Consider the following 26,032-nt stretch of genomic DNA (forward strand, 5'->3'; position numbering starts at 1 on the left):
AGGCGCCGCGCGATGGTCTTGCGCATATTGTCGTGCGGGACGAGTTCGTAGGAGCCTTCCTCGAACAGTTTCAGCACGTCCCCTTCTCCCTTGAGGGGAGGGTGGCCGGCCGAAGGCCGGTCGGGTGGGGTCGCTTCGACGGGGCTCGGCGCAAAAGCGGTGCCTCCTGAGGCGACCCCCTCCGTCCGCTTCGCGGACACCCCCCTCTCGGGGAGGGAGGAGAGTACCGCATCGATATCCGCCTTTACGACGCGGCCATGTGGGCCTGTCCCTGATATGCCGGAGAGATTCAGTCCTGCTTCACGAGCCAATCGACGCGCCAAGGGTGTAGCGCGGGTTTTCCCCTCCCCCTCGAGGGGAGGGTGGCCGGCCAAGGGCCGGTCGGGTGGGGTCGGTTCGACCGGACTCAGCGCGAGGGCGGTGCCTTCTGAGGCAACCCCCTCTGTCGACTTCGTCGACATCTCCCCCTCAAGGGGTGAGATTGGCGCCTTGTCCTTATAAGCCTCGCCGTCAGCATAAATCCAAGCCACCGCCGATCCGACCGCGATATCGACTCCTTCCTTGCCGGTCACGTCGCGCAACACACCGCTGGCCGGAGCGTCGATCTCCATCGCGGCCTTGTCGGTCTCGATCTCGAACAGCACGTCGCCCTTCTTGACCGTGGCGCCTTCCTCGGCGAACCAGCGCGAAATCTGTCCGGTCGCCATATCCATGTCGACCTTGGGAAGAATGACTTCGGTCGGCATGGATCAGCGAACCCCTTTGACGAGGTCGCGCGCGGCGGTGACGATGTCTGGAACCTGCGGCACCGTCGCTTTTTCCAGCTCCGGATTGTAGGGGATCGGCGTTTCCGCACCGCCCAGCCGCACGATCGGCGCATCGAGATAGTCGAACGCCTCGCTTTCGGCGATCATGGCGCTGACCTCGGCGCCGATGCCCAGCGTCTTGACCGCTTCATAGACGCATATCAGCCGCGAGGTCTTCTTGACGCTGTCGATAACGGTCTGCTTGTCCATCGGCCGGATGGTCCGGAGGTCCACGACTTCGACGTCGATGCCTTCGGCCTCCAGCGCGGCAGCGGCGTCGAGCGCCTTCTGCACCATGATCGAGGTGGCGACGATGGTGAGATCACGGCCCTCGCGGCGGATATCTGCCTTGCCGATCGGCACGGTGTAATAGCCTTCGGGCACCGGGCCCTTCATCTTGTAGAGTAGCTTGTGCTCGAAGATCATCACCGGATCGGGATCGGCGACCGCAGCCAGAAGCATGCCCTTGGCATCATGGGGCGTCGCCGGCTGGATAACCTTCAGGCCCGGCACGTGGCCAAGCCAAGCTTCCAGGCTCTGGCTGTGCTGCGCGGCGGCACCGGTACCGGAGCCGGCGGGAAAGCGCATCACGACGGGCACCGAAACCTCGCCGCCCAGCATGAAGCGCATCTTGGCAGCCTGGTTGACGATCTGCTCCATCGCCAGCGTGGCGAAATCGGAGAACTGGAATTCGAAGATCGGCCGCATGCCGGTCAGCGCGGCGCCGACAGCGACCCCCGCACCGCCCAGTTCGGAAATCGGCGTGTCCAGCACCCGGTCCGCGCCGTAACGATCGACGAGGTCGCCGGTCACCTGGAAGGCGCCGCCATAGACGCCGATGTCCTCGCCCATCAGGAAGACGCGCTCGTCCATGTCCATGGCGATCGCCATGGCTTCCTGGATCGCCTGGGCGTAGCTCAGTTCACGCACCATCGCGTCCATCACGCCTGCTCCGTATACACGTAATTGCCGGTCTCGCTGACGTCAGGCGACGGGCTCGCCTTGGCGAACTCGATGCCGTCGGCGATCTCCCGCGCCACCACCTCGCGGATGGCTTCGATGCCCTTGTCGTCGATGAATCCGAATTCCCGCAATTCGTTCTCGAACAGCGTGATCGGATCGCGGTTCGACATCCAGTCCTCTATTTCTTCCTTGGTCCGGTAGCGGTTGCGGTCGCTCTTGGAATGGCCGCGATGGCGATAGGTCTTGGACTCGATCAGCGTCGGCCCCTCACCCGCCCGTGCCCGCTCGACCGCCTTGTACGAAGCCTCGGCGACCTCGGAGAAGATGTTGCCGTTGACGATGACGCCCGGCATCGAATAGGCGGCGGCGCGGTCGGCGATGTTCTTGACCGCGGTGGACCGGGCAGTCGACGTCGACATGCCGTAGCCATTGTTCTCGCAGACGAAAATAACGGGCAGTTTCCAGACCGCCGCCATGTTGAGCGCCTCGTGGAAGGCGCCTTCATTGTTGGCTCCGTCGCCGAAGAAGGAGACGACAACCTTGCCGGTCTTCATCATCTTGGCGGAGAGCGCGGCGCCGACGGCGATCGGAATGCCGCCGCCGACAATGCCATTGGCGCCGAGATTTCCCTTGGCGACATCGGCGATGTGCATCGAACCGCCGCGGCCCTTGCAATAGCCGGTGGTCTTGCCGAAGAATTCCGCGAACATGCGCTTCACCTCGGCGCCCTTGGCGATGCAGTGGCCGTGGCCGCGATGGGTCGAGGTGATCTGGTCGTCCTCGCCAAGCGGCATGCAGATGCCCATGGCGCTCGCCTCCTGGCCGATCGACAGATGCATGGTGCCGTGGATGAGGCCGCGCGTGTAGCTTTCTTCCGCGCCCTCCTCGAAGCGGCGGATCAGGTACATCTTGTAGAGCACCTGCTTCAGCTGCTCGGCGCTGTACTGGCGATAGACGAAGGGCAGGTTGGCGCGGCTGTCCGCGACGGCTTTGCTGGCTCCGGCCATGGTTACGCCTCCACGGTTCCGTAGACGAGCTTGTCCTGACGGGCGCGCAGTTCGGCGATCTTGGAGCCCGCTGCCGGGGCGGCATTGGCGTAGGTGATGAGCTCACCCTTCTTGATCGGCGCCGTAACCGACCCGCCCTGCAGCAGGCCGCAGGGAATGGCCCTCGCGGCATGCGCTTCCGGTGCAGTCATGATCCAGGCGCGGTAGCAATATTCGCCGATCGCATCGAGCTTCTCGCCGGGCTGCATGTCCTTCTTGGCCACGGCGGCCACTTCGGCTACCGGCTTGGCCAGCGGCACCATGTCGGCCTTGCCGTAGAGCACGACGCGGGCGCAGGTCAGCGGCACTTCGAGCGAGGTCAGGTGATAGGGACGATGGAACGTGAAGTACGGGCCCTTGCCCATCTTCAAATCTTCCATGCGCTCCGAAATGCGCGGATGCGACATGTCGGCGACGACGAAGACACCGGGCGCGACACCCTTGCCGATCGAATAGTCGACGACGCCGACCCTCGACAGCACGCCGCCATCCTTCTGCGGCACCAGCACCTTGTTCAATTCGCCGAGCGTCGCGGCCGGGCCATGCATGCCGGCCTTGTCGGGCACCAGCCCGGTGGCGTTGGCGATCGCCGCCATCTCGACCATGGTCTTGGAGCCGTCGACGAACTCCACCAGCATGCGGACATTCATGTGCCGGCGCATGGCCTCCTCCTCATAGGCGGGCGGCGTGGCATCGATGTTGAGCGGATTGTTCTTGCCCTTGCCGGCGGCGACGATCGGGTGGCCCATCGCCGAGACGAATTCGATCAGTTCCATGCAGGAGGACGGCTCGTCGCCGGCGCCGAGCGAATAGGTGACGCCGAGCCGGTCGGCCTCGCTCTTGAGATAGGCGCCGATGGTGACGTCGGCCTCGACATTCATCATCACCAGATGCTTGCCGTGCTCCATGGCGCGCAAGCCGATTTCGGCGCCGACGGCGGGAACGCCGGTGGCATCGATGACGACGTCGATAAGATCGTTGTTGATGACCAGGCTGGCGTCGTTTGTCACCGCCACCTTACCGGCTTCCATGGCGGCCGTCATTGCCGAGGCGTTCGATACCTCGCGCGCATGGCCGGTTTCCTGGAAGGCGATATCCACCGCCTTGCTGGCGGCGGGCAGGTTCAGCTCGGAGATCGCGCCGATCTCTATGCCCGACATATGGGCGACGCGGGTGACGATGTCGGTTCCCATTTCGCCCGAGCCGATCAGCCCGATCCGGATCGGCTTGCCCGATTTGCCGCGTTCCTCGAGATCGCGGGCAAGGCCCGTCAACGAAACATTGGACGCCATACCGCTCATTCCTCCCATAATGCAGGCTTGTTCAATTGCCTGACGGGTATTGAACATCTGTATTTCTGTCAAGACTAATGTCCAAATCTGCGTGCTTTTGCAACACTTACACAACTGGACAAAAGGCCGTTGCGGAGCCGGCAAATCGCGACTTTCCGCGTTGCCGTGGCGAGACAAGCACGCCAGCGGCGGCTCGACGCGCGGCGCACAGGACACTTGTTAGGGGCTCTCACCCTGCGTAAAAGCGTTAGCAGTGAACATCCGTCGGTTAGGGGCTTTTCCGATGAACGTCCAACAACGGGTTAGACCTGTGCCACCGCCGGGCGATGGACCGGCCCATGCGATTGCCGGCATCTTCGCCGCGGAATTGAAGGTGCCGGCCGTCGGCTTCGACGACAATTTCTTCGATCTCGGCGGCGATTCGCTGATGGCGGAGACTCTGGTGCTTGCCGTGCAGAAGCGGTTCGGCGTGAGATTGCAGACTTCCGTCCTGCTCGAAGCGCAGACACCGCGGGAATTCGGCCGGTTGATCGCATCGCTGGTGCCGGAGCATCCGGCCCGTGAGCTGATCGTGCCGGTGTCCGGCAGCGTCGGCCAGGAGCCGATCGCGATGATCCACGGCATCACCGGCTCGGCCTTGTTCGCCAATCGCTTCAGCAGGCGTCTGAAAGAGAAATACGCGATCATGGCGGTGCGCGGCATGGGCACGGAACTCGGCGAGACGCCCTATTCCACCATGGCCGAAATTGGCACCAACTATTTTGAAGCCTTCACCTCGGTAACAGGCAGGCACCCCGAAGTCATCGGCGGCATATGCGTGGGTGGCCTGCTCGCGATCGAGGTCGGCCGGCTGAGCCATGAGGCAACGGGCAAGCGGCCGGCAATCGTGCTCATTGATCCGCCATCGCCAGGTTCGGCCTGGCTGAAGCCGATGCCCGACGATCGCCTCACCGAGAGGAGGCGGCGCGATATCGTGCGCAAGGTGGTCTACTGGCGCCTGTTGCGAGACACGCTGAAGGCGGTCGGTCTCGGACAGACACGCCTGGGGCGCCATCTGCGCAAGAAGGCATACAAGAGCGCGCTGCTGCAGGCCGCAGCCGGTTTTGTGCCCTCGTCCTACCCCTGCGACATCCTCATCCTCGCCAGTTCCGAATGGGGAGCCACCACCGTGAAGGACTACAAGGGCTGGGCGTCTAACGAGGCCAGCGTGAAAACGGTCGTCATGCCGGGTACGCACAACAAATTCCGCAAGGCCAACATGGACGCGATCGACGCGGAGATCTTGACGTTCCTCTCCGCCCGAAGCGAGGCCCCACGCGAAAACCCGCATCGTCAATGAGTTTTGGTTGGCAGATACTGGAGGCCTTCGCTGCCCATGGCGACAAGGTCGCGATGGTCAGCGGCCGGTCTGATATCACCTATTCCCAGGCCCTGACGCAGAGCGGACATCTTGCAGCCAATTTCGGCGCATCGGGCATCCGACCGGGCGACCGCGTCGGCCTCGCCATGCTCGACAACATCGACGTGATCCTTTCGATCCTCGCCTGCTGGAAAATCGGCGCGACCCCTGTTGTCGTCGACTTTCGAACGCCCAGGAGTCAGCGAGCCAGGCAGGCCCGCGACTTCGATCTGAGAATGGTTTTTGAAAGCCGCGCCATGCCGGGCGATGAGGTCTATCCGAACGCCCTTTTCGAGGCTGGCTGGAAATCGGCTTCGGCGCCGGGATCCGACATCCGCCCCCCGGCGAGCGATGCCGCCCCGGCCTTTTTGATCTTTTCGTCCGGCACGACGGGCGATCCAAAGGCCTACACCCAGTCGCATGAGGCACTCGCCAGGCGCATCGCGGCGCGCCGCGGCGTGGTGGAGGGAACCGCCAAACGATTCCTGACGCCGATGGCCCTGTCATACTCGGCAATGCGTCACCAGGTCTTCGGCTATCTGCTTTACGGGGGAATCGTTCGGTTCTTTCCTCCCTTGTTCACCCCCTCGGAGCTCATCGAGGCGCTGCTCTCGTTCCAGGCAAGCGGCACGGCGCTGGCGCCATCAGTCATTGCCCGGATGGTCAAGGAGGTGGGCGAACGCGCAACCCACCTGCTTCCCCAACTTTCCGTTCTCTACAGCGTAGGCGGACCGGCCAGAGGCGAAGACAAGATCGCTGCCTACCGCTATCTCTCATCTGGATACCGGATAAGCTACTCATCGAGCCTTACCGGCATCATATCCTCGCTATGGGGTGAGGATATTCTGGCAAAGCCCGAAAGCGCCGGCCGTCCGGTCGCCGGCGCACAGGTCGAAATCCTCGGTGCCGATGGCCGCGTGTTGCCGCAAGGTGAGCGCGGGCTGATCAAGGCATGGACGCCGACCATGGCATCCGCGGTCCTGATGCCCGGCAACCGCCTGTTCGTCGATCCGCAGATCATGAGCTCCGACTGGGGCATCCCCGGTGATATCGGATTTCTGGACGCCGACGGATTTATCACGATCGTCGATCGGGAGGCCGATATGATCGTTCGCGGCGGCGTCAGTGTCGCGCCGCAGGAGCTTGAAAAACTGATCCGCACCCATGCCAAGGTGCAGGACGTCGCCGTGGCCGGCTTTCCAGATGAGACCATGGGGCAGGAAATCGCCGCCTTCATCGTCTCCGACCGCGGAACCGTCGAGGAATTCCAGGCTTTCATGCGCACCAACATCGCGCCCGACCGGCGGCCGCGCGAGATCAGGCTGGTCGCCTCGTTGCCTTACAGCGGCAACGGCAAGCTGCTACGCCGCCAACTGGTCGAAACGCTGGCGCCGCATAAGGGTTCTTAGAAAATTCCGCTAATGCCTGTGAGCCACGGAGTCGGCCAGGGCTGGGATGCCAGCATGTCGAAGACCGAATAGACGAAGGCCGTCGCGGCGGCAGCGATCACCAGGGATGACCGCCTCGACTTCGTCCCAAGCACCGTGATGCTGCCGGCAACGAAGATGAAGGTCGCTGCCAGGTGACCGACCAACAGGATGAGAAAGGCGAGGGCCAGGCAAAGGCCGATGATCGCGAGATTGCCTTTCATGGTGGGTTCCGAAACCGGAGACCATTCGCCTGGTATCGCGGCAGGCGCGGATAGGACAGGCGTGGCCCGCCTGCGCCATCGCAGCGACGCCTGCACTGTGGTCACCAGCGAAAACACCATCAGGAATCCAGCCGTGATGACCGGGAAAATGGCGGCCTCGAAGGGAAAGCCGGTCACAGCCGTCACCAACGCCGCGAACGCCAGCAATGTCATGGTGGCACCTGCGACAATGTCGGGCAGCGCGGGGGGCAGCGGCCCGCCGGGATTTCTGGCCCTGATCCACGACAGCGTCTGCCTGACGAGACCGACCACGGCCAGTCCAAGCAGGATGAGCACCAGCGGCTGGGCAAGCCACGACCAGCCGGAAATCTGATAGGCGAGAAAGAAATAGTTCTCGAGGCTCGGGCCGAGCACGAATCCCAATGAAAAGGCCGAGCGCGGCCAGTTGAGTTCCTTCATCGCCATGCCGACGGCGCCGACGCCGATGACCAGCGCGAAATCGAAGGCGCTCATATTGGTCTGGTATGCACCAACCACGATGAAGGTGACCACCAGCGGCACCAGTATGGCGGCCGGAACCTGCGCGACGCGCGCCAGAGGCCGGGTCAGCACAAGGCAGGTCACCGCGCCTACGATATTTGCCACGGCGATGCTGAACACCATCGACATGGTGAGCGCGGCATTCTTGCCCAGCATGTCGGGGCCGGGAATGAGCCCATGGACGACAAAGGCGCCGAGCAGGATGCTCATCGAGGCCGAACCCGGCACGCCGAAGGCGATGGTCGGGATGAGCGAGCCGCCTTCCTTGGCATTGTTGGCGCTCTCGGGCGCGATGACGCCCCTGACATTGCCTTCGCCGAATTTCGGTCCCGAGCCAGGCCGCCGTGACGCATGGCCATAGGCGATCCAGTCCAGCACCGCGATGCCGACACCGGGAACTGCGCCCAGCAGCGAACCGATGCTGCTGCATCGCAGCACCAGCGGCCACTCCCGCAGCGTGTCCCTGATGCCTTGCCACATGCCCGCATAAGTCGGTCGCTCCGCATTGCCCTGGATGGAACCTCGCAACAGGAGCGAAGCCAGCTCCGGTAGGCCGAACAGGCCGAGAAACACCAGGGCCACCGGCAGACCGTCCCAGAGATAGATTTCACCAAAGGTCCACCGGTCGATGCCGGCGATCTTATCGATGCCGACAAATGAAGCGAGCATGCCGAACATGGCCGCGGCCAGCCCCTTCAGCGGCTGGCTCCCGGCCAGCATCGCGACGATGGAGAGCCCGAAGGCGCAGATGGCGAAGAAGTCCGGCGTCTTTAGATAGAGGACAAGCGGTCGCATGATGGGAATAGCCGCGGCAAGCACCAGAGCGCCGAACACGCCGCCAATCATCGACGCCGAATAGGAGGCGCCGAAGGCGCGCGCGGCTTCGCCTTTCTTGGCCATGGCATGGCCGTCGAGCACCGTCGCCGCCGCTCCGACCGAGCCCGGAACCCCAAACAGGATGGCCGGGATCGTATCGGAGGTGGTATTGACCGATCCCATACCGAGCAGGAGCGCGAAGGCGGCATAGGCGTCCATGTTGTAGGTCATCGGGATGAGCAGGGCCATCGCGAACAGCCCGCCAATGCCCGGGACAACGCCGACGACGAGGCCGACGAAAACGCCGGTCACCAGCATCAGCATGCGAAACGGCTGGGCCATCTCGACGACGGCGGTGAGTATCAGATCCACCGTTGAGCCTCGCCGGGAATCTACTTCACCAGATTTCTGGCGGTCTCGAACACATCCGGATCCACCTTCAACTGCTCCGAGACAAGCCGGCTTATGTCTTCGCCGCTGGTGGCGTTGACGGTCATTTCGCTAAGCTTGCCGATGTCGGCCAGGAACGCCTTATCCCTGACCATCTCCATATATCCCTTGCGCAGCGTTTCGACCGTTTCCTTGGGCGTGCCCGGCGGGACAACCAACGGATGATGGAACTGCAAAGCCGTCTCGATCAGCGCGGCCGCTTCACGGACCTTCGGGTCGTCGATCCTAGCAGTGAACTTCTCCTGGCCTGCAACGATGCCTTGGCCGAAGGTACCAATGAGGTTGAGCGCGTCGCGGTTTTCGGAGATGTTGTAACTGGAGACTCCGCACATTCCGGCGATCTCGCCTCGCTGCATCGCCAGTTCGATATCGGCCGTGCCTTCAAAGCCGGTGACGACCTTGAACTTTGCCTTCAAGCCGTTCTTGACCAGCGCCGCGAAAATATAGGTCACGCTGCTCTTGCCGGTCGCCCCAATCAGGAAATCGGACTGCAGGAACTTGTCCATCGTGTCGACGCCGGAACTCTTGGCCGTCAGGCAATAGGCCGGCTCGTTGACGAGCGAGCCAATCCATTGCAGGGCAAGCGGATCGAAATTGGCGTTCTGGGGATCGAGCACCGGCGCATATGACATGGCTTCGCTGACGGAAGCGATGACGCTGCCGTCGGCCGGCTCGCTGCCCAACACCATCTTGGTGAGCTTCAGGCTGCCGCCCCCGGGCACATTCTGGACGACTATATCCGGATTGCCGGGAAGGAACCGGCCGAAGTGGCGAGCGATCAGCCGCGATGTCTGGTCATAGCCCCCGCCGGGGCCATAGCCGACCTTGATCGTGATTGTCTTGAATTCGACCGCTTGCGCCCGGGCGCCCGTGGCAAAGGCAATGCTGGCGGCAACGAAGGGAATGGCGCGCAATGCGCGGAAGATCGCAACCAACATATCAACCCCGTGCAGAACCCGGATGGCGTTTTAGCGCTACGATGTCGCGATTGATAGCGCCCGCGACCAGATCAGGTTGAAATACAGCATGCGTGTACGACAAGCCGGTGGTCGCAAAAATTCGCGGTTCAAGGCCGGGGTTGTGGGAAGATGAGCTTCGCCTTATGGGAGCATGCATCCGATTTGGAGCAATGGCGAAGTTTGTAATGAGCTGGAAGCCGGCCAAGGGCCTTGTTGATCTGCTGAACCACAACTGGCCTGTCAGAAAGGCCAAGGCTTTTCGCAACGCCTTGATTGAGCGTGATTTTCGCGGGCGCGGCGTTCCCGAAGGCCTGAAATTCGCCGAGGAGCTGCTGCAAACCGGTTCCCGACGCTTCTGCTTTGTCATAGCCTTCAATACGCCCTGGGTCATCGATGCGCTCACCCGAGCCTGGCAATTGTATTCCTCTGGGATGACGCTGGTGGTCATCGACAATTCATCCGATCGATCGGCAAGGGTGCGTATCGCGGACATCTGCCGGGCGCGAAAAATCGCTTATTTCGGTCTGCCCCGGAACCGGGAGAGCCATCCCAACCGATCGCACGGGATATCCATGAACTGGATCTTCCACAACATCGTTCGGCCTTTGCGGCCGGAGCTTTTCGGATTTCTGGATCACGACTGCTTTCCGACCGTCCCCGTGGACATCGCCGCGACGATGGAGGGAAAAATCGTCCACGGCTCAAAGCGCCCAGCGCAAGCGGACCCCGAGGCCTGGTTCATGTGGGCTGGGTTCTGCTTCTTCCGCTTCAGCGCCGTGCAAGGACTGGACCTGGACTTCACACCGCGTTTTGTCAGCGGAATGGACACCGGCGGCGGAAACTGGAGCCTGCTGTATCGCGGACTTGGCGAGAACGATGTTTCCGATGCGCAAAAGACGGCAGCCGATCTCGATGTTGATGGGATGGAAGCGGACCATCGGATGCTGGGCGGCGCCTTTTTCCACGTCGGCGGCGCCTCGCACAGAAAATTGGTCATGACCCCACAGTATCGGCGGCTGATCTCCGATTATGTATGGGAGACCCATCTTGGCGGCGGCGAAAGCCGCCTCGTCAAGGATCCTTGACCGGCTCGGGCCGGCCCGTCTCAAAATCGTGGAAATGGACGACCACTCCATCCGCATCGATGAAGATGACGGCATAGGCGGGCGGCTCGTGGCCCAGCCGCCAGCTGTCCGAAAAATCGAGGGCGCTCTGATGATTGGTGCTGCGCAGCGTGCTGACCGGTATGCCGCGCCAGCTGCCGGCGATCAGCCTGTGGACATGGCCGGCAAAGATGTGGCCGACATTGCCGTGGCGCCGGAGAATGTCATGGAAGGCATCGGCGTCGGCGAGCCTGACCTCGTCGAGCACCGGCATGTGAATGCGGAACGGCGGGTGGTGCATGAAGAGGAAGACCGGCCTGTCGCGCGCTTCGTGCAGCTTCTCGTCCAGCCAGTCGAGACGGGCCGCGCACAGCCTGCCCTCGACATGTCCGCTGTCCAGCGTGTCGAGCAGGATCAGGCGGCCATCGCCGCCATCGAAAACGCTCTGGACAAACCCGCGCTCGGCCGGCGCTTCCGGGAACATTTCGAGAAAAAGCGCCCTGTCGTCGTGGTTGCCGAGCATCAGCCGGCAAGGCGGCACGAACCGCGCCAGCGCCCCTCGCAACGCCGCATAGGCCGCGCGCTCGCCATCATTGCTCAGGTCGCCTGATATCACCACCAGGTCGGCATCGGCATGGTTCCTGCCGATATCCGCCAGGCAGGCTTCCAGCCGCGCGAGCGGATCGGAACCGTAGAGAAGGCCACCCGGCGGCATCAGATGCGGATCGGAGAGCTGGATGATTTTCATGGGCCGCGCACTGCCTTCCTGCCGGCGCCCTGGCGTTGGCCTGAAGGCGGCATGTTTCGACCAATTTTACTGTGCCGTCCAGCCGCCATCCATCGGTAACGTCGTGCCGGTGATCTGCCTGGCCGCATCCGAGCACAGGAACAATGCCAGTGCCGCAAGCTCTTCGACAGTAACGAATTCCTTGGTCGGCTGCGCGGCCAGCAGCACGTCGTGCTTGACCTGTTCCTCGGTCATGCCGCGCGCCTTCATCGTGTCGGGGATCTGCTTTTCGACCAGCGGCGTCCAGACATAGCCAGGCGCGATCGCGTTCACGGTGATGCCGTCCCGCGCGACTTCCAGCGCCACCGTCTTGGTCAGGCCTGATATGCCGTGCTTGGCCGAGACATAGGCCGACTTGAACGGCGAGGCGACCAGCGCGTGCGCGGAAGCCGTGTTGATGATGCGGCCCCATTTGCGTGCCTTCATGCCGGGCACCACCGCCTTGATGGCGTAGAAGGCGGCCAAAAGGTTGATGCGGATGATGGCTTCCCATTTGTCGTCGGGAAACTCCTCGATCGGCGCCACATGCTGGATGCCGGCATTGTTGACCAGTATGTCGAGGCTGCCGAGCGCCTCTTCCGCGTCATGGATCATGGCGGTGACCGCGGCGCCATCCATCATGTTGGCATCGGAATAGCGGCACTTGACGCCGAAATCCTTCTCGATGCCGGCGCGCTCCCGCTCGATGGCGGCAGCATCGCCAAGACCGTTGATGGTGACGTTGGCGCCCTCGGCGGCAAAGGCGCGGGCGATTGCCAGGCCGATACCGCTGGTCGAGCCGGTGACGAGGGCATTCTTCGAAGACAGGGAACCCATGGGAGATCTCGCGCGAGGTGGGAGGGAACATGACGATATAATTGTGCGTCGCAGCATGACAATGGCAGAGCCATGTGTCGATGCGATTACAGCCAGACGACAACGCCTGCTTATCCTCGCCCGGTTCGGAAACCATGGTCGTTAGGCTGACACGGCACTGTCATGGTGCCGTGCAACATAACCGTTGCGCATTCGCGCGGTCCTTCCTGAACGAATTCGTCCGACAGAACCTTGGGGCACCAGCATGGAAATCGCCGATGTCGTGAAGCGCGCCTATGCGATGCCGCTCACCAATCCCTCGTTCCCGCCGGGTCCCTATCGCTTCTTCGACCGCGAATACATCATCATCACCTATCGCACGACACGCGAGGCGCTCGAGGCCGTCGTGCCGGCGCCGCTGGAAATCGACGAGCCGCTGGTCAAGTACGAATTCATCCGCATGCCGGACTCCACCGGCTTCGGCGACTATACCGAGACCGGTCAGGTCATTCCCGTGCGCTACAAGGGCCAGCATGGCGGCTACGTCCATTCGATGTATCTCGACGATGACGCGCCGATTGCCGGCGGTCGCGAGCTGTGGGGGTTTCCAAAGAAACTCGCCAATCCCAAGATCGTCCATGAAGGCGAGGTGATCGTCGGCACGCTGCACTATGGCAGCGTTCTGTGCGCCACCGGCACGATGGGCTACAAGCATCGTGAGGCTGATCATGACCAGGTGCTCGCCTCGCTCGCCGCCCCCAATTTCCTGATCAAGATCATCCCCCATGTCGACGGCACGCCGCGCATCTGCGAGCTGGTCCGCTACTACCTCACCGATATCACGCTGAAGGAAGCGTGGACGGCGCCCGCTGCGCTCGACCTGCGGCCCCATGTCATGGCCGACGTGGCGAAGCTGCCCGTGCTCGACATCGTGTCGGCGGTTCACTTCAAGGCCGATCTGACGCTCGGCCTGGGCGAAGTCGTGCATGATTACCTCGCTGACCACAGCCGATCCGCTGCCAGCGCAACCCAGCTGGAGAAAGTCAGTGCTTGATCGTAACCGCAACAAGGCAGCCGTCGCCACCATCGAGGAAATCACGGCGCAGTATGACCGCATCGCGCTGGTCTTTCAGGGCGGCGGCGCGCTCGGCGCCTATCAGGCCGGGGTCTATCAGGCGCTGGCCGATGCCGGCTGCGAGCCGACCTGGCTATCCGGCGTCTCCATCGGCGCCATCAATGCCGCGATCATCGCAGGCAACGAGCCGAGCCGCCGGCTGCAGCGGCTGGAACAGTTCTGGCAGACGATTTCCGGCCGCAAGATCTGGTCCTATACGCCCGAAGGCGACATCTACCGCGATATCCGCAACCAGACCTCGTCGTTGATGACGATGACGATGGGCCAGCCCGGCTTCTTCAAGCCGCGCAATCCCAATCCCTGGTTCCAGCTGTCGGGCGCCGAAGGCGCCACCAGCTTCTACGACACCGCCGAATTGAAGGACACGCTGGAGAGCCTGATCGACTTCGACGTGCTGAACGACGGCAAGAAGCGGCTGAGCGTCGGCGCGGTCAATGTCAGGACCGGTAACTTCGTCTATTTCGACACCGAGAAGGTGCGTATCGAGCCGGAGCACATCATGGCCAGCGGCGCGCTGCCGCCGGCCTTTCCTTCGATCCGTATCGAGGGCGAGTACTATTGGGATGGTGGCATCGTCTCCAACACGCCGCTGCAATACCTGCTCGACCAGGAAGAGGACCGTTCCTCGCTGGTCTTCCAGGTCGATCTGTTCAGCGCCCGCGGCGTGCTGCCGCGCGGCATGGCCGACGTGCTGTCGCGCCACAAGGACATCATGTATTCGAGCCGCACGCGGCAGAACACCGACAATTTCGAGCGCATCCATGCGCTGAAGATGAAGCTGCTCGATGCGCTGAAGCGCGTGCCGTCGGAGCAGCTAAGGGAAGGCGAGCAGGAGTTGATCGCCGACTATTCCAACGCCGGCGTCGTCAACATCGTCCACCTGATCTACCAGCACAAAGGCTATGAGGGCCACGCCAAGGACTATGAGTTTTCGGGCACCTCGATGCGCGAGCATTGGGAGATGGGCCTCGAGGACACCGAGCGCACGCTGCGTCACAAGAAATGGCTGATGCTGCCGACCAATGCCGACGGCGTCACCATCCACGACCTGCATCGCGAAGATCCGACCTGAGCGACCCAAGAGCGGTTCTCCGTTTCCTCGGAACGCAGAGCCGCTCTAGCTGTCTATTTTGGCTCAGAACCTAAGATTGGCGCCGGCTCTCAGCAGGAGCCAGTAGAACAGGCCGGTCGCGCCCCCCGCGATCAACAGCGCCAGTTCGAATCCGCCCGGCGTTTGCGTAAGCGGCAGCCCGGCGGTGTTCATGCCGAACATGCCGACAATCAGCGAGCCCGGCAGAAGCAGCGCGCTCATCACAGCCAGCGCCTTAAGGCTGCGGTTGGATTCGTCCGCGAGCTCGGCGGCGACCTCCTCCTGCAACAGCCGTGCACGGTCGTTGACCATGACGACTTCGCGGTCGAGCCTTTCCAGCCGCGTGGTAAGCCGGCGCAGGATCTCGTGCGCCCCCGCCGACAGCTTCCAGTCCGAGCGGTCCTCGTCCTGGAAAAGTGCCGCCAGCGCCGAGATCGGGCGGTGCAGGGAGACCGCCAGACGGCGAACATCTTTCAGCCGCCGCCTTTCGTCGGCAAGCCGCTCGGTCACCAAATGATCTTCCACTTCGTCGAGCCGCTTGGTGGCGGCAGCGAGCCGCAGGCTGGTGCTGCTGCAGAACGCCAGCACGATCGCCTCGAAAAGTTCGAAGGCGGTGGCGGGCCGCAGCCCCGCGGCCAGTGCCTTGTGCACCTCCTCGACCGCTGCCAGCGAATGGCGGCGGCCGGTCACCAGCAGCCGCTCCGAAACCGCGAAGCGCAACCTGCCTATGGTCGTCGACTGACGCGCGATTTCGCTGTGCAGGTCGGCGGAAATGCCATGGACGACACCATCGTCATGAGCCAGCGCAGGGCTGTCCTCATGGCCTTCGAGGATTGCATGGGCAGAGGCCGGCAAGGCGCAGGCGTGGCTGACCCAGGAATGGGCGCGCTGATCGACGAGATCGACATGCAGCCAGACCCAGCCAGGCATCGCCAGTGCCGCGCCGATATCGCGGGGAGCAAGCGCCACCGGGGTTTTGCCTGGCAAGCGGTGATAAGCCCAGACCAGGCCAGGCGCCGGATGCTGGTCGTCGACGGCAAGCAAGGCCAGATGCGATGCGTCGTTCATGACTGCCGCCCGAAATGGTCGCGAACCTGTCGCCGGAAAACGAGACGGCGCCATTGTGGCGCCGTCGGTAGTGTTGTCGCTTCGCCCGCTCAGAACACCTGGCGGAAGATGATGAACAGCACGAAGGCCAGCGTGATCGAGCACGGCAGGGTCAGCACCCAGGCGAGCAGCAGGTTGCGCACCGTCGACCATTGCAGGCCCGAGCCGTTGGCCGCCATGGTTCCGGCGACGCCGGACGACAGCACATGGGTCGTCGACACCGGCAGACCCAGACGGTCGGCCATGCCGATGGTGACCATCGCCACGAGTTCGGCGGCAGCGCCCTGGCCATAGGTCAGGTGGCTCTTGCCGATCTTCTCGCCGACCGTGACGACGATGCGTTTCCAGCCGACCATGGTGCCCAGGCCAAGCGCCAGGGCCACCGCGACCTTCACCCAGATCGGGATGAACTTCGTCGCGTTGTCGACGGCCTTGTGATAGTCGGTCACCGCCTTGAGATCGGCGGCCTCCATCGGCAGCAACTGCTTCTTGTCGATCAGTTTCAGCGCCTCGCCGATCAGATAGATGTCGTTGCGGGCGTTGCTGACCAGATCGGTCGGCACGGTGTCGACCGAAGCGTAAGGCTGCAGCTCGGCCGTCGTGTTGTGGATGTAGCTCTGCAGAGCGACGGTCGTCTTGTCGCTCCAGCTCCGGGTGCGCACGGCATCCTGCACGGCAGCCTTGGCATCCTTCGCATCGGCGACGGTGACACCGGGCTTCACATATTTGCCCAGCGCGGTCTCCACGCTGACCGAGGCCGACTTGTAGGCTTCGAGATAGTTGATGTCGGGCGTGCGGTTGAGCGCGTAGGCCGTCGGCACCACGCCGATCAGGATCAGCATGATCAGGCCCATGCCCTTCTGGCCGTCATTGGAGCCATGCGCAAAGCTGACGCCGGTGCAGGTGAAGATCAGCAGCGCGCGGATCCACCAGGGCGGCGGCGCATTGCCTTTCGGCGCCTCGTAGAGCGCCGGATTGCGGACGAGAAGCTTCATCGCGTAGAGCAGGATCGCCGCGGCGAAGAAGCCGATGATCGGCGACACCAGCAGGGTCACGCCGACATTGGTCGCCTGCGACCAGTCGACGCCGCTGGTAGCGCTGCCGGCAGGTGCCATGAACTGGTTGGCGAGGCCGACACCTATGATCGAACCGACCATCGTGTGCGAGCTCGACGCCGGCAGGCCGAGGAACCAGGTGCCGAGGTTCCACAGGATGGCGGCTACGAGCAGTGCGAACACCATGGCAAAGCCGGAGGAAGAACCGACCTGCAGGATCAGCTCGACCGGCAGCAGCGACAGGATGCCGAAGGCGACCGCGCCGCTGGAAGTGAGAACCCCGAGGAAATTGAAGGCGCCCGACCACATGACGGCGAACTCCGCCGGCAGCGAGCGTGTGTAGATGACGGTCGCCACCGCATTGGCGGTGTCATGGAACCCGTTGACGAATTCGAAGCCGAGCGCGATCAGCAAGGCGATGCCGAGCAGGATCCACGGCACCGTCTTGGCCACCGCCAGGTCCTGGCTAAGCGCGTAGCCGACATAGACCACGCCGACCAGCACCAGCACACCGAAGACCGGCAGGAACCACTTCGCGCCACCCGAACTATCCAGCGGATGATCCGGCCTTGGAATGCCCGCCTCACTAGAAACTATGTCCACCATGTCCCACTCCTATTGCATTGCAGCAAAGAACTGGAAAAGACGCTATGTCCGGACGATGAACCCTGTGTGACGCCGGGAGAGGCTTGGCCTTACGCGCGGTCGCCTTCAGGCGGGACCGGAGCGTGTCTTCAGGATCGCCGAGAACAGCGGATCGAAGGCGCGGCTGATCGGCGCCGCCGCGGCTCCCAGCGCGATCGACCAGGGATCGGTTGTGCCGAGCTGCAGGCGTGGCAAGGTCCGGCCTGGCCGGTCGGCGATCGACGAAAGCAGCGGATGCATGGCCTCGACAAGCCGGCGCGCCAGCGCTTCCGGCGCGCCGCTGGTCAGGATGACTGTCTGTGGGTCGAAGATGGTTTCGATGAGATGCACGCTCCAGCGCAGATCATGGGCCGCGCCCTCGATCCAGCGCATGATCTTCACATCACCCGCCGCGGCCAGCGCGCCGATCTTTCCGTAGAGGTCCTCGTCGGCGGGATCGAGGCCAAGATGCTGGTAGAGCGAGGCGAGCGACGCGCGATGTTCGAGCGGTGTCGAGCCGGGACCGGCTGGCGACAGCAAGGCCATGCCGATTTCGCCGGCATTGCCATGGCCGCCGCTGTACAGTTCGCCGTTGAGCATCAGTCCGGCGCCAATGCCATAGCCGACATAAAGACACACTGCGTGGTCGACGCCGTGCGCGGCGCCGACGATGCGCTCGGCCGTCGCGCAGGCGGCGGCATCGTTCTGCAGGCCGACATTCAGTCCCGTGCCCTTGGCCAGCATGTCCAGCAGCGGAAACTTCTGCCAGGCCGGCATCATCCATTTGTCATCCGAATTTTTCAGGCCAAACGGTCCGGGCATGGCGACACCCAGGCCGACGAGGCGTTTTTCCGACTGCAACGAGATACCGGCCAGTTCGCGCCGGACACCATCGATCAGGCCGAGGATCACCTCGACGCCTCTGGACGGCTCATCGAAAGGCAGGTTCGCCTCGGCCCGCGCCAGCACGCTGCCCATCAGGTCGACCGCGACCGCACGCGTCAGGTGACGGTCGATCTGAAGGCCGATGGCGAAAGCGCCTTCCGGCACCAGCCTGTAGGGGGTCGACGGTTGCCCCCTGCCCTTGCGCACCGCATCGAGCGCAACGACCAGGCCGTCGCGTTCCAGGTCCTCGATGATGTTGGAAACCGCCTGCTTGGTAAGCTGCGTCGCCCGCGCCAAATCGGCCCGCGACAGCGCGCCATTGAGACGCAACGCCTCGACCATGACACGGCGGTTATGCGCGCTCGTGCCTTCCTGGTTGGTGCCGCTCTTGGCACGAATCGGGCTGATGTCGTCCACCGGCGTTTCCCCACTTGACACCATTAGAATATTGATCGACTAATTAAGTCAAGCGAGTTGACTTAATGTGAACCGAGCACCGCAAAACAAGATGGCCAAGGCTTCTGCTGCCGCCACTGGTCAGCCGGCACCATCAGGTCACGCGACATGGACCCGGGAAGACGATGCCAAACGTCTGGCAGCGCCGGCCCGTCAACGCTGCAATGGGAGAAGAAAATGCTTAAGACGATCACCAAGACACTGGTCGGCGCTGTTTTTGCCGGAGGACTGTTCGTCCCCCACGCTTTCGCCGAGACGACGCTCAACGCGCTTTTCATGGCGCAGGCCGCCTACAGCGAGGCCGACGTGCGTGCGATGACGGACGCCTTCACCAAGGCCAATCCGGACGTCAAGGTCAATCTCGAATTCGTCCCCTATGAGGGCCTGCACGACAAGACCGTGCTCGCCCAAGGGTCGGGCGGAGGCTATGACGTCGTCCTCTTCGACGTCATCTGGCCGGCCGAATACGCCACCAACAAGGTTCTGGTCGATGTGTCTTCCAAGATCACCGACGACATGAAGAAGGGCGTGTTGCCCGGCGCCTGGACCACGGTGCAGTATGACGGCAAGTCCTATGGCATGCCGTGGATCCTCGACACCAAATACCTGTTTTACAACAAGGATATTCTGGAAAAGGCCGGCATCAAGGCCCCGCCGAAGACCTGGGAGGAGCTCGGCGCACAGGCCAAGATCATCCAGGACAAGGGCCTGCTGAAGACGCCGATCGCGTGGAGCTGGTCGCAGGCGGAAGCGGCCATCTGCGACTACACCACGCTGGTCAGCGCCTATGGCGGCGACTTCCTCAAGGACGGCAAGCCGGACTTCCAGAATGGCGGCGGCCTGCTGGCCCTGAAATACATGGTCGACAGCTACAAGTCGGGTCTCACCAATCCCAATTCCAAGGAATTCCTCGAAGAGGACGTGCGCAAGGTTTTCGAAAACGGCGATGCCGCCTTCGCGCTGAACTGGACCTACATGTATAACATGGCCAACGACCCGAAGGACTCGAAGGTGGCCGGCAAGGTCGGCGTCGTGCCGGCGCCGGGCGTTGCCGGCACCAGCGAGGTGTCGGCCGTCAACGGTTCGATGGGTCTCGGCGTCACCGCGGTCTCGAAGCATCCGGACGAAGCCTGGAAGTACATCACCTTCATGACCTCGCAGGCGACGCAGAACCAGTACGCCAAGCTCTCGCTGCCGATCTGGGCCTCGTCCTATGACGACCCTACGGTCACCAAGGGCCAGGAAGAACTGATCGCCGCCGCCAAGCTCGGCCTGGCCGCCATGTATCCGCGTCCGACCACGCCGAAATACCAGGAGCTGTCGACCGCGCTGCAGCAGGCAATCCAGGAATCGCTGCTTGGTACGTCTTCTCCGGAAGACGCTCTGAAGACCGCCGCGCAGAACAGCGGCCTCTGAGACAAGCCAGTCGTTCGATACGGGCGGCACTACAGCGTTGCGTCCCTTATGACGCGCAAAAAACGCTGTAGCACTTTCTATCTTGCGCATGATCCTTTCCGGAAATCGGCCTCCGATTTCCGGGGTCATGCACGAGTGCCGCCCGTGCTATGTCCAGATCACAGATGAGAGAAGAGAGGCTGCTCTGATGTCGAGCACCTGGATGACGACCCGCGCATGGTTTTTGATGCTGCCGTTGCTCGTGGTCATGGTCGCCGTCATCGGCTGGCCGCTGGTCGATACGGTCGGGCTCTCCTTCACCGATGCCAAGCTGGTCGGCACGGCTGGCGATTTTGTCGGCTTCGACAATTATTCCAACATGCTGTCGAGCACCAACTTCTCGCGCACACTGATCACCACGACCCTGTTCGCGATTATTTCGGTTGCCGCCGAAATGGTGATCGGCGTCCTCGCCGCCCTGCTGCTCAACCAGGAGTTTCGTGGGCGCGCGCTCCTGCGCGCCCTGATGATCCTGCCCTGGGCATTGCCCACGGTGGTCAACGCCACGCTGTGGCGGCTGATCTACAATCCCGAATATGGCGCGCTGAATGCCGCCTTGACGCAGTTGCACCTCATCGACGCCTATCGGTCCTGGCTCGGTGAGCCGGGAACGGCGCTGGCTGCCCTCATCGTTGCGGACTGCTGGAAGAACTTTCCGCTGGTGGCGCTGATCGCGCTCGCCGCCCTCCAAGCGGTGCCGCGTGACATCACCGCCGCCTCGCTCGTCGATGGAGCGGGACCGTTCAACCGTTTCCGCTTCGTCATCCTGCCCTATCTCGCCGGCCCGCTGATGGTGGCGCTGGTGCTGCGCACCATCGAGGCCTTCAAGGTCTTCGATATCATTTGGGTGATGACACGCGGCGGTCCGGCAAACACCACGCGAACACTCTCGATCCTCGTCTACCAGGAAGCGTTCTCCTTCCAGCGCGCCGGTTCGGGCGCGTCGCTGGCGCTGATCGTCACCTTGCTCGTCACACTGCTCGCCGTCGCCTACGCCGCCCTGGTGCGAAAGACCGCCGGGAGCGCCGCCTGATGGAGCGCAAGAGCCTCGCCTTCACCGTCTTCATTTATGCCTGCGCGCTGCTGCTTGCCGCGATCATCCTGGCGCCTATCGCCTGGCTGTTCATCATGAGCATTTCGCCGGCCGCCGATCTCGCCGCCAAGCCGCTGCGCTGGTGGCCGCAGGCAGCCGACTTCTCCCGCTACCAGCAATTGCTGTCGACGGCCGAAAACAGCGCCGGCGCCGCCTTCACCTCGTCGCTGCGCAACAGTCTTGAGATCGCCGCCATGGCGACGCTGGCGGCACTCGCCTTGGCCATCCCCGCCGGCTGGGCGGTTTCGCGCACACCCGCGATCGGCTGGTCGCTGTCGATGGTCATCGCCACCTACATGCTGCCGCCGGTGGCGCTCGCCGTGCCGCTCTATATGGGCCTGTCGCATCTTGGCCTGCTCAACAATGTCTTCGGCCTGGCGCTGGTGTATCTCACCATACTGGCGCCCTTCACCACCTGGCTGATGAAATCCGGCTTCGATCCCATCCCGCGCGAGATCGAGGCGGCGGCGATGATCGACGGCGCCGGCCTGTTCCAGACACTGCGCATCATCACACTGCCCCTGGCCGCGCCCGTGATGGCGACATCGGCACTGTTCGCCGTGCTGCTGGCCTGGGACGAATTCTTCTACGCGCTGCTGTTTACCTCCGACCAGCGCGCCAAGACGCTCACCGTCGCCATCGCCGATTTGGCCGGCGGCCGTGTTTCCGACTACGGATTGATTGCAACGGCTGGCGTGCTGGCCGCCTTGCCGCCGGTGCTGATCGGCCTCGTCATGCAGCGGGCGCTGATCTCGGGCCTGACCAGCGGCGGTGTGAAAGGATGAACATGACTGCAGATAAAGAACGGCCGGCCGGACTGACCGCCATCGACCGCGAAATGGCGCGCCAGCACGCCGATGCGCGTGCTTCGTTCGAGAACAACGCTGCCATGGCGGCAGACGTCGCCGCTTCGATCAGGAAGAGCGGCCGCCTGCTTCTGCTTGGCATGGGCGGCTCGCATGCGGTCGGCCGTGCCGTCGAGCCGCTCTATCGTGCACTCGGCATCGATGCGCTGGCGCTGCCACTGTCCGAGCAGCTCGGCCAGCCATTGCCGCTGGCGGACCGGACGGTGCTTGTGACTTCGCAATCCGGCGAGAGCGCCGAACTCGTCAGATGGTTTGCGCAGGCCGGCGGCAGCTCGGACGTTTTCGGCCTGACGCTCGAAGGCGGTTCATTTCTTGCCCGCACCGCGCCTTGCCTGGTCGGCGCCGGCGGCACCGAACTGGCTTTCGCCGCGACCCGCAGCCTGACCGTGACCCTGGCCCTGCACCTGGCCATCCTCGCGGCTCTGGGCGAGGATCCGGCCCCTGCCCTTGCCATGCTCGAGGCTCCGCAGGATTGCGATATCGCCCAAGCACTCGCCGCGCTTGGCAAGGTGGCCACGATCGTCACCTCCGGCCGTCGCCTGCAGGGCGTGGCCGAAGCCCTGGCGCTTGGCTTGACCGAACTGTCGCGGCTGCCCTGCTTTTCGCTCGAGGGCGGCCAGTTGCGGCACGGGCCGATGGAGATGCTTGGCCCTCAGATCGGCGTCATCCTGTTTCGCGGTGCCGACCCGACTTCGGAGCTGGTGACAGCGATGGCACTTTCGGTGGTCGAAACCGGCGCGCCGCTGGTCATCTTCGACGCGTCCGGACAAACGCCGGTCGCCGGGGCCGTCACGCTCTCGTTCAAACCAGCCTCGGGGATGGCCGCTATCCTCGCAATGCTGCCGGTGGCACAGCGCCTGATGATCGCCTTCGCGGACGGTCGCGTCGACAATGCGGGCACGCCGGTGCGCACCACCAAGATCACCAGGAGCGAGTGATGCGCCCGCTCGCGGTGATCGGCAACGTCAATGTCGACCTGATCGTCGGCCCGGTCGCGCCATGGCCGAAGGCGGGAACCGAGACCGTCGTCGACCATGACGAATTGCGCGTCGGCGGCCAGGCCGGCAACACCGGGCTCGCCTGGCAAGCGCTGGGCGTCGACTTTGCGATTGCCGCCAATGTCGGTGACGACCAGTTCGGCCGCTGGCTTGGTGAGGCTTTTGGCGTCCGCGCCGCGAAATGGGCTATCCGGCCCGAAGGCACGACATTGTCGGTCGGGATGACCCACCCCGATGGCGAACGGACCTTCTTCACCACACGCGGGCACTTGCCACGCTTCGGCCTCGCCGATGTCTTGTCGGTTCTCGACGGCCCCGTACTCTCCGGTGGCTACGCCCTGCTCTGCGGCTCCTTCCTGACGGAAGACCTCACGCGCGACTACAATGCTTTTTTCGACTGGGCCGACAGCCACGGCGTTGCCGTGGCACTCGATACAGGCTGGCCGATCGATGGCTGGACCGCGGCCAATTGCGCCGCGACGAGGACATGGCTGTCGCGCTGCGCGCTGGCGCTGTTCAACGAGGTTGAGACGGTGACCCTGGCGGGGTTGCCAAGTCCGGCGGAAGCGGCGCGTGAAATCCGATCCAGCATGAGGCAAGGCGCGACCTTCGTCGTCAAGCGCGGGCCACGCGGCGCCATCGCCATCAGCCCGGACGGCACTCTCGTCGAAGCCGCCGCGCCCGACGTCAGGGTGGTCGACACGATCGGTGCCGGCGACGTCTTCAATGCCGCCTTCTTGGCCGCATTGGCACAGGAACGGCCGCTGTCCGCTTGCCTCCGCGCCGCTACGCACGTCGCCTCGCGCGCCATTTCCACCTTGCCCCGCAACTATGGCGGGCCAGTGCAGTTTGAGGGTCCCATGCATGAGCGCGCTTGAAATCCGCGGCATCCGCAAGAGCTACGGCAGCGTCGAGACGCTGAAAGGCATCGACATCGCGCTGCAGAGCGGTGAATTCCTGGTGCTGCTCGGCTCGTCGGGTTGCGGAAAATCGACGCTTCTCAACATCATCGCCGGCCTTGCCGAGGCGACCAGCGGCGACGTCCTGATCGGTGGCCGCTCGATCCTCGGCGTCCACCCCAAGAACCGCGATATCGCCATGGTCTTCCAGTCTTACGCGCTCTATCCGAACCTGACCGTGCGCCGCAACATCGGCTTTGGACTGGAGATGCGCGGCGTCGCGGCCGACGAGCGCGACAGGGCGGTGAACGAAGCGGCAAGGCTGCTGCAGATCGAGGCTCTGCTCGACCGCAAGCCGAGTCAGCTTTCCGGCGGCCAGCGCCAGCGCGTCGCCATCGGCCGGGCCCTGGTGCGCAAGCCACAGGTCTTCCTGTTCGACGAGCCGCTGTCCAATCTCGACGCCAAACTGCGCCTGGAAATGCGCACGGAATTGAAGCGCCTGCACCAAATGCTGCGGACGACCGTCGTCTACGTCACCCATGACCAGATCGAGGCGATGACGCTGGCCAGCCGCATCGCCGTCATGCGCGACGGCCGGATCGAGCAGCTCGGCACCCCCGAGGAGATCTATAACGACCCGGCGACACTGTACGTCGCCGGCTTTGTCGGCGCGCCGTCGATGAACATGCTGCAGGCCACCGTCACCGACGGCAAGCTGGCCATTGCCGGATCCGATGTACGGATCCCAGTGCCGGCACGCTATGCGAATGCGGCACGCGAGGGCGCACAAATGGTCGTCGGCATCAGGCCGGAAGCGCTGCGTGCGGCGACCGGAGCCGCCGCGGAGCCGTCACTGCCCGTGGAGATCGAGGTCGTCGAACTGACCGGGCCCGAGCTGGTCACCACGGCGCGGATCGGCACGCAACGGCTGACGGCTAGCCTGCCGCCGCGGGCCCAATTCGCCAAGGGCGAACAGCGCAACCTCGCCTTCGACGAGGCCGCGCTTCGCTTGTTCGATCCTTCGACGGGCAAGGCCCTGTAAGCGCCGTCGATTGAACGATCGCGGCAGCGTCGTCCTCCTCGCGCGCAGGCAAGCCTATTTGGCGATATCGAGAAGTGACGATACCAGCAGGTCCCGTTCGTCCTTTGACAGCACGTCGGAATCGAACAGGTTCATGCTGCGCAGTCCTTCAATGGCGAGATAGCAGACCAGAAGGGATTTGAGGTCCGGCGCCTCGCCCTTCAGGCGCTCGAAAAGCTGCCGCTTGAATGTCTTGATCGGCATCATGAAATCGGGATCCTCGGCGATCGCCGAGAATATCCAGGACGCCGATGGCTGCTTCTCCTCGCAATCCTCGGCTGACAGCTTGATATAGACGGCGAGGGGATTTTTGCCCTTGTCGTTGCTGTTGGCGGATTCCAGCGCTTGCTCGAAATCGCGCAGATAGCCTTCGACCAGGCCTTGCATCAATTTCGCCTTGGTGGGGAAGTTGTAGAGCAGCCCGCCCTTCGACACGCCGGCGCGGTTGGCGACGGCATCGAGCGACAGGCTGCCGGGCCCGGATTCCCGGGCAACATCAGCCGCCGCGGCGAGAATCTTCTCGCGCGAGTTCGGTCGTTGGGCTCTCATGGCGCCTCCCATCGCAAGCTTAGGCCCAATTGACAAGACCGTCCAGACGGTACAGTAAGACCGCCACTATTTGAAATCGGGACCCGCAGTCGATATGTGTCCCGATGTCCGCGCTTCGCGCCGGATTTTCGA

23 protein-coding genes are annotated in these 26,032 nt (G+C 63.5%); 11 read left to right on the plus strand and 12 right to left on the minus strand.

Translation table 11 applies throughout. From position 1 onward, the window contains the following. The 4 genes from FJ527_RS07070 to FJ527_RS07085 all read right to left on the minus strand — a co-directional run. A partial coding sequence (locus tag FJ527_RS07070; RefSeq protein ID WP_140822420.1) for an E3 binding domain-containing protein occupies positions 1-746 on the minus strand: 746 nt, incomplete at its 3' end. Between the two features lie 3 nt (positions 747-749). Next, positions 750-1,748, minus strand: a complete 999-nt coding sequence (locus tag FJ527_RS07075; RefSeq protein WP_015315455.1) for an alpha-ketoacid dehydrogenase subunit beta — start codon at positions 1,746-1,748, stop codon at positions 750-752. Next, positions 1,748-2,776 carry a thiamine pyrophosphate-dependent dehydrogenase E1 component subunit alpha gene (locus FJ527_RS07080; protein WP_140616772.1) on the minus strand — a complete coding sequence of 343 codons (1,029 nt, stop codon included), beginning with the start codon at positions 2,774-2,776 and terminating at the stop codon, positions 1,748-1,750. Before FJ527_RS07080 ends, FJ527_RS07075 begins: the two co-directional genes overlap by 1 nt. Before the next feature lie 2 nt (positions 2,777-2,778). Beyond that, positions 2,779-4,107, minus strand: a complete 1,329-nt coding sequence (locus tag FJ527_RS07085) for an NAD(P)H-dependent oxidoreductase (protein ID WP_140662917.1) — start codon at positions 4,105-4,107, stop codon at positions 2,779-2,781. A 283-nt stretch (positions 4,108-4,390) separates the two neighbouring features. Here FJ527_RS07085 and FJ527_RS07090 point away from each other — a divergent pair, with 283 nt between their 5' ends. Together FJ527_RS07090 and FJ527_RS07095 are read left to right on the plus strand one after the other, a co-directional pair. Next, a complete protein-coding gene (locus FJ527_RS07090; protein WP_140616771.1) occupies positions 4,391-5,446 on the plus strand; it encodes an acyl carrier protein in 1,056 nt (351 codons plus the stop codon). Next, positions 5,443-6,915, plus strand: a complete 1,473-nt coding sequence (locus tag FJ527_RS07095) for a class I adenylate-forming enzyme family protein (RefSeq protein ID WP_140822422.1) — start codon at positions 5,443-5,445, stop codon at positions 6,913-6,915. Before FJ527_RS07090 ends, FJ527_RS07095 begins: the two co-directional genes overlap by 4 nt. On the opposite strand, the gene FJ527_RS07100 is transcribed toward FJ527_RS07095, so the two are convergent. Together FJ527_RS07100 and FJ527_RS07105 are read right to left on the minus strand one after the other, a co-directional pair. Beyond that, positions 6,912-8,885, minus strand: coding sequence for a tripartite tricarboxylate transporter permease (locus FJ527_RS07100; protein WP_140822424.1), 1,974 nt, complete (start codon positions 8,883-8,885; stop codon positions 6,912-6,914). The genes FJ527_RS07095 and FJ527_RS07100 overlap by 4 nt on opposite strands. Before the next feature lie 20 nt (positions 8,886-8,905). Then, entirely contained in the window at positions 8,906-9,901 is a 996-nt protein-coding gene (locus tag FJ527_RS07105; protein WP_140822426.1) for a hypothetical protein, read from the minus strand. Positions 9,902-10,107: 206 nt separating this feature from the next. Here FJ527_RS07105 and FJ527_RS07110 point away from each other — a divergent pair, with 206 nt between their 5' ends. Continuing rightward, positions 10,108-11,007, plus strand: a complete 900-nt coding sequence (locus tag FJ527_RS07110; protein WP_246677692.1) for a hypothetical protein — start codon at positions 10,108-10,110, stop codon at positions 11,005-11,007. Here the strand turns inward: FJ527_RS07110 and FJ527_RS07115 are convergent. Next, on the minus strand, positions 10,994-11,773 hold the full coding sequence (locus tag FJ527_RS07115; protein ID WP_140616767.1) for a phosphodiesterase: 780 nt from the start codon (positions 11,771-11,773) through the stop codon (positions 10,994-10,996). The genes FJ527_RS07110 and FJ527_RS07115 overlap by 14 nt on opposite strands. 66 nt (positions 11,774-11,839) lie before the next feature. Then, positions 11,840-12,628, minus strand: a complete 789-nt coding sequence (locus FJ527_RS07120) for a 3-hydroxybutyrate dehydrogenase (protein WP_140822428.1) — start codon at positions 12,626-12,628, stop codon at positions 11,840-11,842. 244 nt (positions 12,629-12,872) lie between these two features. On the opposite strand from FJ527_RS07120, the gene FJ527_RS07125 reads away from it, so the two are divergent. Together FJ527_RS07125 and FJ527_RS07130 are read left to right on the plus strand one after the other, a co-directional pair. After that, entirely contained in the window at positions 12,873-13,661 is a 789-nt protein-coding gene (locus FJ527_RS07125; RefSeq protein WP_140616765.1) for an acetoacetate decarboxylase, read from the plus strand. After that, positions 13,654-14,814, plus strand: coding sequence for a patatin-like phospholipase family protein (locus tag FJ527_RS07130; RefSeq protein WP_015315444.1), 1,161 nt, complete (start codon positions 13,654-13,656; stop codon positions 14,812-14,814). The genes FJ527_RS07125 and FJ527_RS07130 overlap by 8 nt, the downstream gene beginning before the upstream one ends. 63 nt (positions 14,815-14,877) lie before the next feature. Here FJ527_RS07130 and FJ527_RS07135 read toward each other — a convergent pair whose 3' ends face one another. The 3 genes from FJ527_RS07135 to FJ527_RS07145 form a co-directional block, all read right to left on the minus strand. After that, positions 14,878-15,900 (minus strand): transporter, encoded by a 1,023-nt coding sequence (locus FJ527_RS07135; RefSeq protein ID WP_181166298.1) that lies wholly within the window; start codon positions 15,898-15,900, stop codon positions 14,878-14,880. Between the two features lie 89 nt (positions 15,901-15,989). After that, positions 15,990-17,600, minus strand: a complete 1,611-nt coding sequence (locus FJ527_RS07140) for an inorganic phosphate transporter (protein WP_015315442.1) — start codon at positions 17,598-17,600, stop codon at positions 15,990-15,992. 105 nt (positions 17,601-17,705) lie between these two features. Further along, on the minus strand, positions 17,706-18,920 hold the full coding sequence (locus tag FJ527_RS07145) for an ROK family transcriptional regulator (protein ID WP_140822430.1): 1,215 nt from the start codon (positions 18,918-18,920) through the stop codon (positions 17,706-17,708). A gap of 216 nt (positions 18,921-19,136) precedes the next feature. Here FJ527_RS07145 and FJ527_RS07150 point away from each other — a divergent pair, with 216 nt between their 5' ends. The 6 genes from FJ527_RS07150 (at position 19,137) to ugpC (ending at position 25,312) form a co-directional block, all read left to right on the plus strand. Beyond that, positions 19,137-20,375, plus strand: a complete 1,239-nt coding sequence (locus FJ527_RS07150; protein WP_015315440.1) for an extracellular solute-binding protein — start codon at positions 19,137-19,139, stop codon at positions 20,373-20,375. Positions 20,376-20,562: 187 nt separating this feature from the next. Beyond that, the gene (locus FJ527_RS07155; protein WP_140822432.1) at positions 20,563-21,447 is read left to right on the plus strand and encodes a sugar ABC transporter permease; all 885 of its coding nucleotides are present in this window, start codon (positions 20,563-20,565) and stop codon (positions 21,445-21,447) included. Next, positions 21,447-22,292, plus strand: coding sequence for a carbohydrate ABC transporter permease (locus FJ527_RS07160; protein ID WP_140822434.1), 846 nt, complete (start codon positions 21,447-21,449; stop codon positions 22,290-22,292). The genes FJ527_RS07155 and FJ527_RS07160 overlap by 1 nt, the downstream gene beginning before the upstream one ends. Beyond that, the gene (locus FJ527_RS07165; RefSeq protein ID WP_140822436.1) at positions 22,289-23,311 is read left to right on the plus strand and encodes an SIS domain-containing protein; all 1,023 of its coding nucleotides are present in this window, start codon (positions 22,289-22,291) and stop codon (positions 23,309-23,311) included. The genes FJ527_RS07160 and FJ527_RS07165 overlap by 4 nt, the downstream gene beginning before the upstream one ends. Then, positions 23,311-24,249, plus strand: coding sequence for a PfkB family carbohydrate kinase (locus tag FJ527_RS07170; RefSeq protein ID WP_015315436.1), 939 nt, complete (start codon positions 23,311-23,313; stop codon positions 24,247-24,249). The genes FJ527_RS07165 and FJ527_RS07170 overlap by 1 nt, the downstream gene beginning before the upstream one ends. Then, the gene (ugpC, locus tag FJ527_RS07175; RefSeq protein ID WP_140822438.1) at positions 24,236-25,312 is read left to right on the plus strand and encodes a sn-glycerol-3-phosphate ABC transporter ATP-binding protein UgpC; all 1,077 of its coding nucleotides are present in this window, start codon (positions 24,236-24,238) and stop codon (positions 25,310-25,312) included. Before FJ527_RS07170 ends, ugpC begins: the two co-directional genes overlap by 14 nt. Positions 25,313-25,366: 54 nt before the next feature. Here the strand turns inward: ugpC and FJ527_RS07180 are convergent, their stop codons facing one another. Next, positions 25,367-25,900 (minus strand): TetR/AcrR family transcriptional regulator, encoded by a 534-nt coding sequence (locus tag FJ527_RS07180; protein WP_140712751.1) that lies wholly within the window; start codon positions 25,898-25,900, stop codon positions 25,367-25,369. Positions 25,901-26,032: the final 132 nt, after the last annotated feature.

The organism is Mesorhizobium sp. B2-4-18, from assembly GCF_006441385.1.
Lineage (GTDB): Bacteria > Pseudomonadota > Alphaproteobacteria > Rhizobiales > Rhizobiaceae > Mesorhizobium > Mesorhizobium australicum.